The sequence below is a fragment of the Sulfitobacter sp. BSw21498 genome, from assembly GCF_006064855.1.
In the GTDB taxonomy this organism is placed as follows: Bacteria; Pseudomonadota; Alphaproteobacteria; order Rhodobacterales; family Rhodobacteraceae; genus Sulfitobacter.
The window spans coordinates 1,031,598-1,045,485 of sequence record NZ_CP040753.1 but is presented as its reverse complement, the minus strand read 5'-3'; the positions used below and the strand labels follow the sequence as shown (position 1 = coordinate 1,045,485).

Genomic DNA, 13,888 nt, shown 5'->3' with positions numbered 1-13,888 from the left:
GTCAGCCGTCGGTGCTTGTGTCTTCTGCGCTTTCTTTGCGGTCGCGATAGTCCCGAACCGGTAGCGGTTCGTTAAAGGTCAGGGTGCGATAGGGGAAGGGGATTTCGATTCCTGCGTCATCCAGCGCCCGTTTCACGGCGGCGACGACTTTGTCGCGGCTGCTGCGGATGTCGATGGGCCGCGAGCCTGTCCACCAAGTAACCTCGAAGTTGATCGAACTGTCGGCAAATTCCTGCGCAAAGATTTCAACGTCGCGCACATCATCGCGCACCGCGTCCACCCCGCGCACCGCTTGGGCAATCACCTCGCGCGCGGCGTCTACGTCTTCGCCGTAGGCCACGCCGCAAATTACAGTGGTCCGGCGCACGTCACGGGCGGTGCGGATGGTGACGGGATTCTTAAAGAACATCGCGTTTGGGGCCACGACAAGTTGTCCATCGGTCTGGCGCACATGGGTGTCGCGGATCGTGATTTCTTCGACCTGCCCCTCGAACCCCTCGCATTCAATGTAATCCTCGACAGAAAAAGGTTCGCGGATGAGCAGTAAGATCCCTGCTAGGAAGTTCTCGAACACATCCTTAAAGGCAAAACCGATGGCCACGCCACCCACACCCAACGCAGTCAGCGCCTTGCCGGGGGTGATTGTGGGAAAGGCGATTGTAACGGCGATCAACACGCCAAACAGCCACATCCCCACGATAATCAGCATCATGATGACATCGATAAGCGACCGACGCATACGGGCGCGGCGCAGCACGCCCGGCACGATAGCCTGCACAATGCGGACGACAGCCCAGAGAAAACAAAGGAAGATGATCGACAAAATAAGCTGCGGCAGCACGCTCCAGAACCCGACGGCGTACCCCTCAAGCTGGTTACGCAAAGGATCGGGCAGGGTGCCCCAAACGGAGCTTAATGAATCGAGCATGCGGCACTTTCGGTCGTTGCGATATACGCTAACACCTTAACGCAGCGACGGGTTCCCGAGCAGGGCCATCTAATGGGTGGAACTGTTCGAAAATAGATGAATGACCAGCACGCCGCTGATGATCATCGACAGGCCCAAAACGGCGGCAAGGTCGAGCTTTTGCCCGAACACGAAATACCCGATGCCCGCGATGCAGACGATACCCAGCCCCGACCAGATCGCATAGACAATGCCCACCGGCATCACCTTGAGCGTCAGCCCCAGCAGATAGAACGAGATCGCATAACACACAACGACCGCGACAGAGGGCCATAGCCGCGTAAATTGTTGCGAGGCTTGCAGCGCGCTGGTGCCCAGGGTTTCGGTCACGATGGCGATCATCAGCCAGAAATAATGCATATCACCGTGCCCCCAATGCTGGTTTCCGACCCAGTCCTGAGACGGGCGCGGGCCGGTGTCAAGAGCCGGCGGGTCAGGTGGCGATGTAGCGGTCGCGGCGGTGGTTGAAGGTAATGATCAGGTTCAGCACCAGCGCGCCGAGCAAGGAATATCCCACAACCGAAGCAGGAAACAGGAATAACGCGACCGAAAAGATCACCCCATCGGTGATAAGCTGAACCCATCCCGCCTTGAACCCCGTGGTGTCTTGAACCAAGAGCGCGATCACGCCCAAGCCCCCAAGCGACCCATTATGTCGGAACATCGCCAGCAGCCCCAACCCGACCAGCGCGCCAAATATTACCGCTGCGAGGGCCGGGCTCAGCGACTGGATCGCAAACCCGTAGGGCAGAAATTCGGTGACAACAGACAGCATGGTGACCGAGATCAGCGATTTGATGGTAAATTCCGCACCGAGGCGTTTGTAGGCAAGGAAGTAGAACGGCAGGTTGATCAAAAAGAACACCACGCCGAAGGAATACCCCGTGAAATAGGCGATGATCACCGCCAAGCCCGCCGTCTGGCCGGTGATCAGTCCGGCAGAGGTCAACACGAAGATTCCGATACCGCACAAAAATACCCCGAGGCTTAGGCCTTGGACATCATCAAGCGAGCTGTGGTGGAGGGGGTCAGCATATGTCATATCGTGCAGATAGGGCAGCTATGTTGACCTGTCTAGGGGTGCTGCAATGCAGAATAATAGTTTTCCCCATTACATCGCGTCACGCTGGGTCTGCTGCACAGAAAAAGGGCCACCCGTTCAGGATGGCCCTTGCTTTGAGCGGTCTGCTTATTGCGCGCCGAGCGCTTTGTTCAGGTTCTCGTCGACCTTCTCCAGGAAGCCCATCGTGGTCAGCCAGCCTTGGTCGGGGCCGACCAGCAGGGCCAGGTCTTTGGTCATAGAGCCTGATTCCACCGTATCCACGACCGTCTTTTCCAAGGTTTCGGCAAAGCGGATCAGTTCGGCGTTGTCATCCAGTTTACCGCGATGCTTGAGCCCGCCCGTCCACGCATAGATAGACGCAATGGAGTTGGTCGAGGTTTCCTCGCCCTTCTGGTGTTGGCGGTAATGGCGGGTGACGGTGCCGTGGGCGGCTTCTGCCTCTACGGTCTGGCCGTCGGGGGTCATCAGCACGGATGTCATCAGCCCGAGCGAGCCAAACCCCTGCGCCACGGTATCCGACTGCACATCGCCGTCATAGTTCTTGCACGCCCAGACGTAACCGCCGTTCCACTTCATCGCACAGGCGACCATGTCGTCGATAAGACGGTGTTCATAGGTAATGCCCGCGGCTTTGAACTTATCTTCAAACTCGGTTTCGTAGATGTGTTGGAACAATTCAAGAAAGCGACCGTCGTATTGTTTGAGGATCGTGTTCTTGGTGCTCAGATAGACCGGCCAGCCAAGGTTCAGACCATAGTTCAGCGACGCGCGGGCAAAGTCGATGATGGATTTATCAAGGTTGTACATCGCCATAACGACGCCGGCGTCCGGCGCGTCGAAAACCTCGCGCTCGATTTCTGTCCCGTCCTCGCCGACGAATTTCAGTGTTAACTTGCCCTTGCCGGGAAATTTAAAATCGGTCGCTTTGTACTGGTCGCCAAAGGCGTGACGACCCACGACGATTGGTTTGGTCCATCCCGGCACAAGGCGGGGAACGTTCTTGCAGATGATCGGTTGACGGAAGATCACGCCGCCCAGAATATTGCGGATCGTCCCGTTCGGCGACCGCCACATCTCTTTGAGGCCGAATTCCTCGACCCGTGCTTCGTCGGGGGTGATGGTCGCGCATTTGACGCCAACACCGTGTTCCTTGATAGCGTGCGCGGCGTCTATGGTGATCTGGTCGTTGGTCTCGTCGCGAACCTCCATCCCTAGATCGTAGTATTTCAGATCCACGTCGAGATAGGGCAGGATCAGCTTTTTCTTGATGAAATCCCACATGATGCGGGTCATTTCATCACCGTCGAGCTCAACGATCGGGTTTTCCACTTTGATCTTGGTCATCGTCTGCGGTCCTTTGAGGTGAAACTGTCACCCGCATAGCCTACTCGGGCACGAATGCCTAGTCGGTATGCAATGGTATACTGAAGAGAGCTGTGCTGTTTACCAGATACCGCAGCCCTGCAACAGGGGTGTGACGCAAAGGAGAAAGGTCGGGCAGCTAAAGGCAGGGGGTGCTAGCCGCGGGCCGCGAACCATGCAGAGACGCGGCCTCGTGCGAATTCCCACAAGCCCGGCGCGCCGGCCTTGATCTTAGAGCCGACCTTTTCCACGAACTGGGCTTCCGTGACGTTATATTCGACCCAGCTGCCACCGCCTGCAGCAAGGTTTTGCATGGGGGGCTGGAAACGGTCCAACGATTTTGCAAAGCGGGCTGTGGGGGTCTTATTCGCTTCGAACTCTTCCCATGTGGCACGAAGATCGTCGCGTAAATCGTTGGGAAGAAGGCCAAATATCCGGTCAGCGGCAAGCTGTTCCTGGGCCTCCATATCGGCCGCATCGTAGCTGCCAAAGATCGGGTTGTCGCCTGCGTCAATCTCGACGAGGTCATGCAGGATCAACATTTTGATGACGCGGGTGATATCGACGCCTTCGCCCGCCTGATCCGCCAGCACCAGCGCATAGAGCGTCAGGTGCCAGCTGTGTTCAGCCGAATTTTCCGCCCGCGAGGCATCGCATAAAAGCGTCCCGCGTGTGACCGACTTGAGCTTGTCTGCTTCGTTAAGGAAGGCAATCTGTTGCTCTAGTCTGGTGGTCATACGTCAGCTTTCTTTTGCGCGGTGCGCGGCAAGCGCCTTGGCGATAAAGTCACGCCCCTGTCCGGCAGAAAGCCGCGTACGGATCGCTGTGACAAAGGCTTCTTCCATGGTCTGCGACGACGCGCCCAGAACAGCAGCGACTTCCATAAAAAGCCGCTCCTGTCCGGTTTCGCGTTGTACTGCCAGACATTCTTCGGCCAGCTGATTGGCCAGATCGACGACTGTCTGATCCGCCATTAACGGGTCGTTTCCGTCAGGCGACGCTTCACATAGTCCGTGGTCGACGTGATGAGCGTATCCATATGCGGCTCTTCAAAGAAGTGGCCGGCACCCTCGACTTCTTGGTGGGTGATGGTGATGCCCTTTTGCTCGTGCAATTTATTCACGAGGGTCACGGTATCAGCCGGTGGTGCTACGCGGTCAGCCGTCCCGTTGATCACCAAACCGGAAGCCGGGCAGGGTGCGAGGAAGCTGAAGTCATACATGTTCGCAGGCGGTGCGACAGAGATGAAGCCCGTGATCTCGGGGCGGCGCATCAGCAATTGCATGCCGATCCATGCGCCGAACGAGAAACCCGCAACCCAGCAGTGCTTGGAGTTGTTGTTCATCGACTGCAGATAATCCAGCGCTGACGCTGCATCAGAGAGTTCACCGACGCCTTGATCGTATTCGCCTTGGCTGCGTCCCACGCCGCGGAAGTTGAAGCGCAAAACGGTGAAACCCATATTGTAGAAGGCATAGTGCATATTATACACGACCTTATGGTTCATCGTCCCGCCGAATTGTGGGTGTGGGTGAAGCAGAATGGCGATTGGCGCGTCGCGTTCTTTTTGTGGATGGTAGCGGCCTTCGAGGCGGCCTTCGGGTCCGGGAAAAATAACCTCGGGCATGAGCGTCCCTGCTTGGGGTTCTAAGTGCAGCGGAATAGTTGACGAATTCGCTAAGGCAGTTTAGAACGGTTCTAACTTGTGTGATCCCACCTTTACCGGGGGTCAGACATTGCGTTTAGGCATTTCATGCGTCCTCGTCAATCAAACAGGCGCCTTTGGGAAAGGGAACACTGCAATGAAGCTGTCTACCAAGGGGCGGTATGCCATGGTCGCGCTGGCTGATATAGCGTTGCAGCCTGCGGATCGCCTGGTCAATCTGGGCGATATCGCGGCGCGTCAGTCCATTTCCCTGCCGTATCTGGAACAGCTTTTCGTCAAACTGCGTCGGGCCGAGCTGGTGGCATCGGTGCGTGGCCCCGGCGGCGGCTATCGTTTAGCGCGACCAGCGACGAATATTCGCGTTGTCGATATTCTGGCGGCGGTCGATGAAAAGGTCGACGCGATGCATGTGGGGGCAGGTGCCTCTGGCGGGTCGTCAGGCAGTCGTGCGCAATCCCTGACCAACCGTTTGTGGGAAGGGTTGAGCGCGCAGGTCTATGTGTACTTGCACCAGACGCGGCTGTCAGACGTTGTCGCGAACGAGCTCGCCCCCTGTCCGGCGGTGCCGAACCTCTTTGCCATCGTGGACGAGGCCGACGCGGAATGAGGGACGCTGTCCCTCACACTCCCTGGGATTTAGGACCATCTGGAAGCTGATATGAGAACCTATCTGGATCATAACGCGACCACCCCGCTGAGGGCAGAGGCGCGCGCGGCCATGCTGGCGGCGATGGATGTGGTGGGCAATCCCTCGAGCGTCCATGCCGAAGGGCGTGCAGCCAAGATGATGGTTGAAAAGGCGCGGGGGCAGGTGGCCGGACTGGTCGGCTGCGATGTCTCGGAGGTGATCTTTACCAGCGGCGCCACTGAGGCGATTACAGGCGTGGTTCAGGACTCTACCGCGGTGACCGGCGCGCCGATTGAACATGAAGCGGTGCGGATCTGGTGCCCTGAGGCAGACCAATTGCCCGTGGATCGCAATGGTCACGTGGATTTGACCGCGCTGCCGGACGGTGCTTTGGCGGGGGTGACGCTGTTCTTGCAGCGGGCCAACAGCGAAACCGGCGTGCTGCAGCCTGACACTCTGTGCGCCGAGCTGTCTCGTTTGGGCGCGTCGCCCGCATCCGTGTTGCGCGATGCGGTGCAGGCGGCGGGCAAGCTTTCCGATCTGGGCCGTTGGCGGTCAGAGGTCGGGCGTCATGCCACATTGGCGCTCTCGGCGCATAAGTTGGGCGGTCCCAAGGGGATCGGCGCGTTGATCGCGGGGCCGCAATATACCCCTGGATTGATGCAGCCGATGCTGCGCGGGGGCGGGCAGGAGCTGGGGCGTCGTGCAGGGACCGAAAATGTCATCGGCATCGCCGGCTTTGGTGCTGCTTGCGCGGCAGCGGCGCAGGATTTGGCGGATGGTGTCTGGGAACGGGTTGCAGACCTTAGAAATGTTCTAGAGAAGGCTCTTGAGGCTGCGTCAAAGAAGACTATTTTTGTTGGGAAAGATGTGGCGCGTTTGCCGAACACCTCTTGCTTTATCACGCCTGGATGGCGCGGTGAGACGCAGGTGATGCAGATGGACCTTGCGGGCTTTGCGATCAGTGCGGGGTCTGCCTGTTCCAGCGGCAAGGTGGCGACAAGTCGGGTGTTGACGGCCATGGGCTTTGACGAGGCGTTGGCATCTTGTGCCGTGCGCGTGTCGCTGGGGCCGGACACCACAGAAGAAGAGGTCATGCGTTTTGTCGACGCATGGACCGCGAAATTGAAAAAACACGAGGCGCGGGCCGCTTGATGCGCACCGCCAGTTGAAGGATGAAAAGCATGGATAGCACATTGGTCAAAGACGTAAATGATGGCGTCAAAGAAGGTGTTGATCAGGACACCGTGGATGCCGTGCGCGAAGTCGGCGGTGCCTATAAATACGGTTGGTCCACCGATATCGAGATGGACTATGCCCCGCTGGGTCTGAACGTCGATATCGTCAAGCTGATCTCGGAAAAGAATGAAGAGCCGGAGTGGATGCTTGAATGGCGTCTGGCGGCCTATGAGCGCTGGTTGACCAAGAAAGAGCCGAATTGGGCGATGGTGGACTACCCTGAAATCGACTTTCAGAACCAGTATTACTATGCGCGTCCCAAATCCATGGCGGTCAAGCCCAAGTCCCTGGACGACGTAGATCCCAAGCTGCTCGAGACCTACAAGAAGCTGGGTATCCCCTTGAAAGAGCAAGCCATTCTGGCGGGCGTCGAGGGTGCAGAAAACATGGGCGATGAACCTCGCAAGGTTGCTGTGGACGCCGTGTTCGATTCTGTTTCCGTCGGGACCACCTTTCAGGACGAGCTGAAGAAAGCCGGCGTGATTTTCTGTTCGATCTCGGAAGCGATCCGCGAGCATCCGGAACTGGTCAAGAAATACCTTGGTTCGGTCGTGCCGGTGAATGATAACTTCTACGCGACGCTGAACTCGGCTGTCTTTTCAGACGGGTCGTTTGTCTATATTCCGCCGGGTGTGCGCTGCCCGATGGAACTGTCGACCTATTTCCGTATCAATGCGGAAAACACTGGCCAGTTCGAGCGCACGCTGATCATCGCCGACAAAGGGTCCTATGTGTCCTACCTCGAGGGTTGTACCGCGCCGCAGCGGGACGAAAGCCAACTGCACGCCGCGGTGGTCGAGATCATCATCGAAGAAGACGCCGAGGTGAAATATTCGACCGTTCAGAACTGGTATCCCGGTGACGAGAACGGCAAAGGCGGGATCTATAACTTTGTGACCAAACGTGCCGATTGCCGTGGCGACCGTGCCAAGGTGATGTGGACGCAGGTTGAAACCGGTTCGGCTGTGACATGGAAATACCCGTCCTGCATCCTGCGCGGCGATGATAGCCAAGGCGAGTTCTATTCCATCGCGATCGCCAACAACATGCAGCAGGCTGACACTGGCACCAAGATGATCCACCTGGGCAAGCGTACCAAGTCGCGCATCGTGTCCAAGGGGATTTCGGCGGGCAAGGCGCAGAACACATACCGTGGACTGGTATCCATGCACCCCAAAGCCAAGGAATCGCGCAACTATACGCAATGTGACAGCTTGCTGATCGGCGACCAGTGCGGTGCCCACACTGTACCGTATATCGAGGTCAAGAATAACAGCAGCCGTGTCGAACACGAGGCAACGACATCCAAGGTGGACGACGACCAGCTGTTCTACTGCCGTTCGCGCGGGATGGACGAGGAAGAGGCGGTGGCCTTGGTGGTCAACGGCTTCTGCAAAGACGTGCTTCAGGCACTGCCGATGGAGTTCGCAATGGAAGCGCAAGCATTGGTTGCGATCTCTCTTGAAGGTTCTGTGGGGTAATCGCGATGATGCGCAAACTGACATGGGATGTGACCATCGCCGCCTTGGTTTTCTGGGTGCTGATGGCTCTGGTTCGGGGCGGCGGGCTGACGCTCGCCGCGTTTGAGAACACGTTCTTTCAGATGCTGATCTTTGCGATGATCTATGCTGCGATCCGTGTGGCGCTTTTGGTGCTGCGCAAGGGGGATGACACATGATCATCACCGTGTACGAGGACGCAGCAAGCTGATGCAACTATCGGCTGACACCATGCCTTTGCGATTGCACTGGTGGAAGGCGGTCCCGAATTTCGGGGACGCCATTAGCCCTGTGGTGCTGGCCCATGTCTCGGGCCGGCCTGTGGAGCATGCTGGTGTGCGCAAGGCTGATGTCTGGGCGATCGGATCGCTGTTGCAGGTGGTCAAGCGCAACTTTAGCGAGGCGCAGGATCATCGGCCGGTGATCTGGGGGGCAGGATTGTTGCATCCGGTGCAGGGCACAGGGTTTACCGACCATGTGGATATAGCGCTGGTACGCGGTCCGATCACAGCCGCGTTGTTGGGCTTGGAATTGTCCGAGTTTGGCGATCCGGGGTTGTTGATCAATGCCGTTTGGCCGCACAAACGGGCACCGAACGGCAGGATCGGTATCGTGCCGCATCACTCGCTGATTGATGATCCCGTGCTGCAAGCGCTTGTCGCCAGCGATACACGATATCAACTGATCGATCCACGCGGCGATGCCCAGGCGGTCTGCGACGCGATTGCAACGTGCGATCATGTATTTGCATCATCCCTGCACGGGTTGATCGTGGCCGATGCCTATGGCGTACCCAACAGCTGGCTGGCCCCGACGGGGCAGTCACGGTTGAAGTACCTCGACTATGCAGCTTCAGTCGGTCGGCCGATGCAGGCCCCGATGCAGATCGAAGATATCCCCACAGCGGTTCTACCCGATCCGCTGTCACCGCTTTCCTATCAGGCGGGCATAGATGCCTGCCGAACCGCCCTTTATGCGCGTTTTCCCAAAGCCTTACAGGCAGGGAGAGCGGCATGAAATCTTACACCGATGACGGCCCCTTGGCGGGGTTTTCATTCACTCAATTCACTGTCATTGCAGCGCCAAAGCGCAAGAAAAGGAACCTCCCATGCTGAGCATCAAAGGCCTGAAGGTAAAACTGGAAGACGAAGACAAGCAAATCCTGAAAGGTGTCGATCTTGAGATCGAAGCCGGTAAGGTACACGCGATCATGGGCCCCAACGGGTCGGGTAAATCCACGTTGTCCTATGTCCTGTCTGGCAAAGGCGGCTATGAGGTCACTGAAGGCTCCGCCCATCTCGGCGATATCGACCTGCTCGACATCGATCCCGAAGAGCGTGCGGCGGCTGGCCTGTTTCTGGCGTTCCAGTATCCGGTTGAAATCCCCGGTGTCGGCAACATGACTTTCCTGCGGACGGCTGTGAATGCACAGCGCAAGGCTCGTGGCGAAGAAGAAATGTCTGCGGCAGAGTTCCTCAAGGTTGTGCGCGCACGTGCCAAAGACCTGAAGATCGACGCAGAGATGCTGAAGCGTCCCGTCAACGTCGGTTTCTCCGGTGGCGAGAAAAAGCGGAACGAAATCCTGCAAATGGCGATGCTCGAGCCAAAGATGTGCATCTTGGACGAAACAGACTCCGGTTTGGACGTCGACGCGATGAAATTGGTTGCTGATGGCGTGAACGCGCTGCGCACCGAAGGGCGCGGCTTCCTTGTGATCACCCACTACCAGCGTCTGCTGGACCACATCAAACCCGACGTCGTGCACATCATGGCTGACGGTCGGATCATCAAAACCGGTGGCCCCGAGCTGGCGCTTGAAGTTGAAAACAACGGGTATGCCGACATCCTGTCAGAGGTGGCGTAATGGCCGAAGCAGCGACACAACAAACCCCGACCGAGGCGTTGATCGCCACGTTGGATCTGCCCCAAGGGGGCTGGTCCGATGCGGCACGCAAAGACGCACTATCGCGGCTGCAACAGGCAGGTCTGCCGGAGCGTCGTGACGAATACTGGAAATACACCCGCCCTGATACGCTGACCCAGCCGCAGGCGACTTCGGCTGCCTTGCGGGCGTCTGATGATGTGGTCCTGTTCGACCAGATTGACCGGCTCAAGCTGGTGTTTGTCGATGGCGTGTTCGACGCGGATGCGTCTGACGCATTGGCGCTTGATGGTATCACGATTGAACGGCTGTCCCAGGCAGACGCGGACCTGCATTGGGCCCGCGATCTTTATGGTACGCTGGAAAAGAACGGCCAAACTCCTGTGGCACGGCCCTTGGCCGCGCTGAACACGGCGTTTGCGCCCGATGGCGTGCTGATCCATGTGACGGACAAAGTCTCCAAGCCGGTGAACATTATCTATCGCCGGACGTCGGAAACAGCCGATGTCATACTGCACAGCGTTATCAAGCTGGACGCCGGTGCCGAATTCACGTTGCTGGAAAACGGCCCCGTGGCTGCGCGCTTTAACGGTGTGCTCGAAGTCGAGGTCGGCGACAACGCTGCGTTCCACCATGTGCGCGCCCAAGGGCGTGACCATGAACAACGCGCAGCGACGCATATCTTTACCCGTCTGGGGGCTGAATCCGCGTTCAAATCCTTTACGCTGACTGCCAATGGCGTGATGACGCGCAACGACTGCGTGATCGAGCTGACTGGCGATGATGCGGCGGCTCATGTCGCGGGTGCCAGCGTCGGTGATGGTTCTGATTTCCACCACGACGACACGGTGTTCGTAACCCACGACGCGGTAAACTGCGAAAGCCGTCAGGTGTTCAAGAAGGTTCTGCGCAACGGGGCGACCGGCGTGTTCCAAGGCAAGATCTTGGTCAAGAAAGACGCGCAAAAGACCGATGGCTATCAGATCAGCCAGTCGTTGCTGCTGGACGAAGATAGCCAGTTCCTCGCCAAGCCCGAGCTTGAAATCTACGCCGATGATGTCGCCTGTTCGCACGGGTCCACATCTGGTGCGATTGACGAGGATGCCTTGTTCTATCTGCGGTCGCGCGGTGTGCCCCATAATGTCGCGACCGATCTTCTGACCTTGTCCTTTTTGGCCGAGGCCGTCGAAGAGATCGAGGACGAAACTCTGCGCGAAGAGATCACCGCACGGCTTGCCGCGTGGCTTGAGCGGCACGCAGCCTGATGGCGGCGACACGCGATATCGTGGCCAGCTACCGCAACCCCGCCGCCGTTGTGCGGCGGTTGTTGGGGCAGGGCCCGCGGGAGGATCGCAACCTGATCTATCTGATGGTCGCGTGTCTGATCTTTTTCGTGGCCCAGACCCCGCGTCTGGCCCGCGAAGCCCATGTCACCGGCACCGAGCTGGACATGTTGCTGGGGGCGACCCTGATGGCATGGCTGTTCATCGCGCCGTTGATTTTCTATATGCTCGCGGCGGGCACGCAAATCATCCTCAAGGTGATGCGCGGCCGCCCGAGCGGGTATAGCACCCGTCTTGCGCTCTTCTGGGCCTTGCTGGCGTCCAGCCCCCTTGTGTTGCTGCACGGACTTACGGCAGGGTTCGTCGGCGAAGGGATCGAGCTGCGCATTGTCGGACTGATCTGGCTTTGCGTATTTTTATGGTTCTGGATCAGCGGCTTGCTGGTTGCATATCGGATACGCCCATGAACGCCCCTGACATACGATCGGTTTTGTCCGAGTTGGTCATTCTAAGCTTGCGCAACCCTCGCGCGGCGGCACAGCAGATTATCGGCTGGCGGCTTGATCGCAATGTATTGTGGACCGCGCTTGCGCTGGCGGCGGCGGTGAACACGTTGATTTTCTCGGTCAGCCTTGTGGTGCAACCGACACCGGGCATGCCCGCGTTCTTTACCAGTCCCTTGGCGATGTTCGTACTGCTGACAGGGGTGTTGGTGATCACCACACACGGGCTGTTCTGGACGGGCCGTGCGCTTGGCGGCGACGGCAACCTTGGCGATATATTGGCGTTGGTCGTGTTTTTGCAGGTCTTGCGCATTATCGCGCAGGCGGCGATTTTCTTGCTCATGTACATCTCTCCTGGCGTGTCGGTACTGGCATCGTTGGCGACCGGGATCATCGGTCTTTGGATATTGGTGAACTTCATTGCCGCGGCGTTCGACTTCGCCGGTTTGGGCAAGGCCGTTGGCGTGTTGCTGATTGCTATGGCGGCCGTCGTTTTGGGGATGAGCCTGCTTCTTTCTATCGTGGGCATTGCTGCCCAAGGAGTGCTTCTTGATGTATGATGTAAACGCCATCCGCCGCGATTTCCCGATCCTGTCCCGTGAAGTGAACGGCAAGCCGCTTGTCTATCTCGACAATGGTGCATCGGCGCAAAAGCCGCAGGTCGTGATCGATGCGATCAGCCGTGCCTATAGTCACGAATATTCCAATGTTCACCGCGGGCTGCACTATCTTTCTAACCTTGCAACCGACCAGTACGAAGCCGTGCGCGGGACCGTTGCGCGGTTCTTGAACGCCGGGAACGAGGATCACATCATCTTTAACTCCGGCACCACCGAAGGGATCAATCTGGTCGCCTATGGTTGGGCCATGCCGAACCTGTCGCCGGGCGACGAGATTATCCTGTCGGTGATGGAGCATCACGCCAACATCGTGCCGTGGCATTTTCTGCGCGAACGCCAGGGCGTGGTGATCAAATGGGTAGATGTGGATGCGTCTGGTGCGCTTGATCCGCAGGCGGTGATTGATGCGATCACCCCCAGAACCAAGCTGATTGCGGTGACGCAGGTGTCGAATGTGTTAGGAACGGTTGTGGACGTCAAGGCGATCACCGCCGGGGCCCACGCCAAAGGTGTGCCGGTACTGGTTGACGGGTCGCAAGCAGCGGTCCACATGCCGGTGGATGTGCAAGATATCGGCTGCGATTTCTATGCGATCACCGGTCACAAGCTCTATGGTCCATCAGGGTCCGGTGCGATCTATATCCACCCCGACCGCATGGCCGAGATGCGCCCGTTTCTCGGCGGTGGTGACATGATCCGCGAAGTCACCAAAGACGGCATTATCTACAACGATGCGCCGATGAAGTTCGAGGCGGGCACCCCCGGGATCGTGCAGACGATCGGTATGGGCGTCGGACTAGAATACATGATGAACCTCGGAATGGAAAATATCGCCGCTCATGAAGCATCCTTGCGTGATTATGCAGTGACCCGTCTGGCAGGATTGAACTGGTTGCAGGTTCAGGGCACCACGCCGGATAAGGCCGCGATCTTCAGCTTTACGCTGGACGGGGCGGCGCATGCGCATGATATCTCTACCATCTTGGACAAGAAGGGCGTTGCCGTACGTGCGGGGCAGCATTGTTGTGGGCCGCTTATGCAACATCTGGGGCAAACCGCCACCTGCCGCGCCTCTTTTGGGATGTACAACACCAATGCCGAGATCGACACGCTGATCGAAGCGCTTGAATTGGCGCATGATCTCTTTGCATGAGACTGAACTGATTTTGTAATTGC

At 58.1% G+C, this 13,888-nt stretch carries 17 protein-coding genes; 10 read left to right on the top strand and 7 right to left on the bottom strand.

Going from position 1 to position 13,888, the window contains the following annotated elements:
• Position 1: 1 nt before the first annotated feature.
• From E5180_RS05105 to E5180_RS05075, 7 genes are all read right to left on the bottom strand, one after another.
• Positions 2 to 883, bottom strand: a complete 882-nt coding sequence (locus tag E5180_RS05105; protein ID WP_138925117.1) for a mechanosensitive ion channel family protein — start codon at positions 881 to 883, stop codon at positions 2 to 4.
• Positions 884 to 997: 114 nt separating this feature from the next.
• Complete coding sequence (locus E5180_RS05100; protein ID WP_138923447.1) at positions 998 to 1,327, bottom strand: DMT family transporter; 330 nt, start codon at positions 1,325 to 1,327, stop codon at positions 998 to 1,000.
• A gap of 73 nt (positions 1,328 to 1,400) precedes the next feature.
• On the bottom strand, positions 1,401 to 2,009 hold the full coding sequence (locus E5180_RS05095; RefSeq protein WP_138923446.1) for a YitT family protein: 609 nt from the start codon (positions 2,007 to 2,009) through the stop codon (positions 1,401 to 1,403).
• A 147-nt stretch (positions 2,010 to 2,156) separates the two neighbouring features.
• Positions 2,157 to 3,374 (bottom strand): NADP-dependent isocitrate dehydrogenase, encoded by a 1,218-nt coding sequence (locus tag E5180_RS05090; protein WP_138923445.1) that lies wholly within the window; start codon positions 3,372 to 3,374, stop codon positions 2,157 to 2,159.
• A 173-nt stretch (positions 3,375 to 3,547) separates the two neighbouring features.
• Positions 3,548 to 4,129 (bottom strand): HD domain-containing protein, encoded by a 582-nt coding sequence (locus E5180_RS05085; protein ID WP_138923444.1) that lies wholly within the window; start codon positions 4,127 to 4,129, stop codon positions 3,548 to 3,550.
• A gap of 3 nt (positions 4,130 to 4,132) precedes the next feature.
• Positions 4,133 to 4,366 (bottom strand): hypothetical protein, encoded by a 234-nt coding sequence (locus E5180_RS05080; protein ID WP_138923443.1) that lies wholly within the window; start codon positions 4,364 to 4,366, stop codon positions 4,133 to 4,135.
• Positions 4,366 to 5,019: an alpha/beta hydrolase gene (locus E5180_RS05075; protein ID WP_138923442.1), complete on the bottom strand. Its 654-nt coding sequence runs from the start codon at positions 5,017 to 5,019 to the stop codon at positions 4,366 to 4,368. Before E5180_RS05075 ends, E5180_RS05080 begins: the two co-directional genes overlap by 1 nt.
• A gap of 175 nt (positions 5,020 to 5,194) precedes the next feature.
• Between E5180_RS05075 and E5180_RS05070 the strand changes: the two genes are divergently transcribed.
• The 10 genes from E5180_RS05070 (at position 5,195) to E5180_RS05025 (ending at position 13,865) form a co-directional block, all read left to right on the top strand.
• Positions 5,195 to 5,665, top strand: coding sequence for an Rrf2 family transcriptional regulator (locus tag E5180_RS05070; protein WP_138923441.1), 471 nt, complete (start codon positions 5,195 to 5,197; stop codon positions 5,663 to 5,665).
• 51 nt (positions 5,666 to 5,716) lie between these two features.
• Entirely contained in the window at positions 5,717 to 6,841 is a 1,125-nt protein-coding gene (locus tag E5180_RS05065) for a cysteine desulfurase family protein (protein WP_138923440.1), read from the top strand.
• A gap of 29 nt (positions 6,842 to 6,870) precedes the next feature.
• Positions 6,871 to 8,406 (top strand): Fe-S cluster assembly protein SufB, encoded by a 1,536-nt coding sequence (gene sufB, locus E5180_RS05060; protein WP_171048898.1) that lies wholly within the window; start codon positions 6,871 to 6,873, stop codon positions 8,404 to 8,406.
• A gap of 5 nt (positions 8,407 to 8,411) precedes the next feature.
• A complete protein-coding gene (locus tag E5180_RS05055) occupies positions 8,412 to 8,603 on the top strand; it encodes a hypothetical protein (RefSeq protein WP_138923438.1) in 192 nt (63 codons plus the stop codon).
• Complete coding sequence (locus tag E5180_RS05050) at positions 8,593 to 9,441, top strand: polysaccharide pyruvyl transferase family protein (protein ID WP_254700530.1); 849 nt, start codon at positions 8,593 to 8,595, stop codon at positions 9,439 to 9,441. Before E5180_RS05055 ends, E5180_RS05050 begins: the two co-directional genes overlap by 11 nt.
• Before the next feature lie 91 nt (positions 9,442 to 9,532).
• On the top strand, positions 9,533 to 10,288 hold the full coding sequence (gene sufC / locus E5180_RS05045; protein ID WP_138923437.1) for a Fe-S cluster assembly ATPase SufC: 756 nt from the start codon (positions 9,533 to 9,535) through the stop codon (positions 10,286 to 10,288).
• The gene (gene sufD, locus E5180_RS05040; RefSeq protein ID WP_138923436.1) at positions 10,288 to 11,571 is read left to right on the top strand and encodes a Fe-S cluster assembly protein SufD; all 1,284 of its coding nucleotides are present in this window, start codon (positions 10,288 to 10,290) and stop codon (positions 11,569 to 11,571) included. Before sufC ends, sufD begins: the two co-directional genes overlap by 1 nt.
• A complete protein-coding gene (locus E5180_RS05035; RefSeq protein ID WP_138923435.1) occupies positions 11,571 to 12,056 on the top strand; it encodes a YIP1 family protein in 486 nt (161 codons plus the stop codon). Before sufD ends, E5180_RS05035 begins: the two co-directional genes overlap by 1 nt.
• Positions 12,053 to 12,652 carry a Yip1 family protein gene (locus E5180_RS05030; RefSeq protein WP_138923434.1) on the top strand — a complete coding sequence of 200 codons (600 nt, stop codon included), beginning with the start codon at positions 12,053 to 12,055 and terminating at the stop codon, positions 12,650 to 12,652. The genes E5180_RS05035 and E5180_RS05030 overlap by 4 nt, the downstream gene beginning before the upstream one ends.
• A complete protein-coding gene (locus tag E5180_RS05025; RefSeq protein WP_138923433.1) occupies positions 12,645 to 13,865 on the top strand; it encodes a cysteine desulfurase in 1,221 nt (406 codons plus the stop codon). Before E5180_RS05030 ends, E5180_RS05025 begins: the two co-directional genes overlap by 8 nt.
• The last annotated feature ends 23 nt before the right edge of the window (positions 13,866 to 13,888 follow it).

Bases quoted from the DNA above. Each gene is read 5' to 3' on its own strand.
- E5180_RS05070 (WP_138923441.1), top strand. From the start codon at position 5,195: ATGAAGCTGTCTACCAAGGGGCGGTATGCCATGGTCGCGCTGGCTGAT.
- E5180_RS05100 (WP_138923447.1), bottom strand. From the start codon at position 1,327: ATGCATTATTTCTGGCTGATGATCGCCATCGTGACCGAAACCCTGGGC.
- E5180_RS05035 (WP_138923435.1), top strand. From the start codon at position 11,571: ATGGCGGCGACACGCGATATCGTGGCCAGCTACCGCAACCCCGCCGCC.
- E5180_RS05080 (WP_138923443.1), bottom strand. From the start codon at position 4,366: ATGGCGGATCAGACAGTCGTCGATCTGGCCAATCAGCTGGCCGAAGAA.
- E5180_RS05050 (WP_254700530.1), top strand. From the start codon at position 8,593: ATGACACATGATCATCACCGTGTACGAGGACGCAGCAAGCTGATGCAA.
- sufD (WP_138923436.1), top strand. From the start codon at position 10,288: ATGGCCGAAGCAGCGACACAACAAACCCCGACCGAGGCGTTGATCGCC.
- E5180_RS05090 (WP_138923445.1), bottom strand. From the start codon at position 3,374: ATGACCAAGATCAAAGTGGAAAACCCGATCGTTGAGCTCGACGGTGAT.
- sufC (WP_138923437.1), top strand. From the start codon at position 9,533: ATGCTGAGCATCAAAGGCCTGAAGGTAAAACTGGAAGACGAAGACAAG.
- E5180_RS05065 (WP_138923440.1), top strand. From the start codon at position 5,717: ATGAGAACCTATCTGGATCATAACGCGACCACCCCGCTGAGGGCAGAG.
- E5180_RS05095 (WP_138923446.1), bottom strand. From the start codon at position 2,009: ATGACATATGCTGACCCCCTCCACCACAGCTCGCTTGATGATGTCCAA.
- E5180_RS05085 (WP_138923444.1), bottom strand. From the start codon at position 4,129: ATGACCACCAGACTAGAGCAACAGATTGCCTTCCTTAACGAAGCAGAC.
- E5180_RS05055 (WP_138923438.1), top strand. From the start codon at position 8,412: ATGATGCGCAAACTGACATGGGATGTGACCATCGCCGCCTTGGTTTTC.
- E5180_RS05025 (WP_138923433.1), top strand. From the start codon at position 12,645: ATGTATGATGTAAACGCCATCCGCCGCGATTTCCCGATCCTGTCCCGT.
- E5180_RS05030 (WP_138923434.1), top strand. From the start codon at position 12,053: ATGAACGCCCCTGACATACGATCGGTTTTGTCCGAGTTGGTCATTCTA.
- sufB (WP_171048898.1), top strand. From the start codon at position 6,871: ATGGATAGCACATTGGTCAAAGACGTAAATGATGGCGTCAAAGAAGGT.
- E5180_RS05075 (WP_138923442.1), bottom strand. From the start codon at position 5,019: ATGCCCGAGGTTATTTTTCCCGGACCCGAAGGCCGCCTCGAAGGCCGC.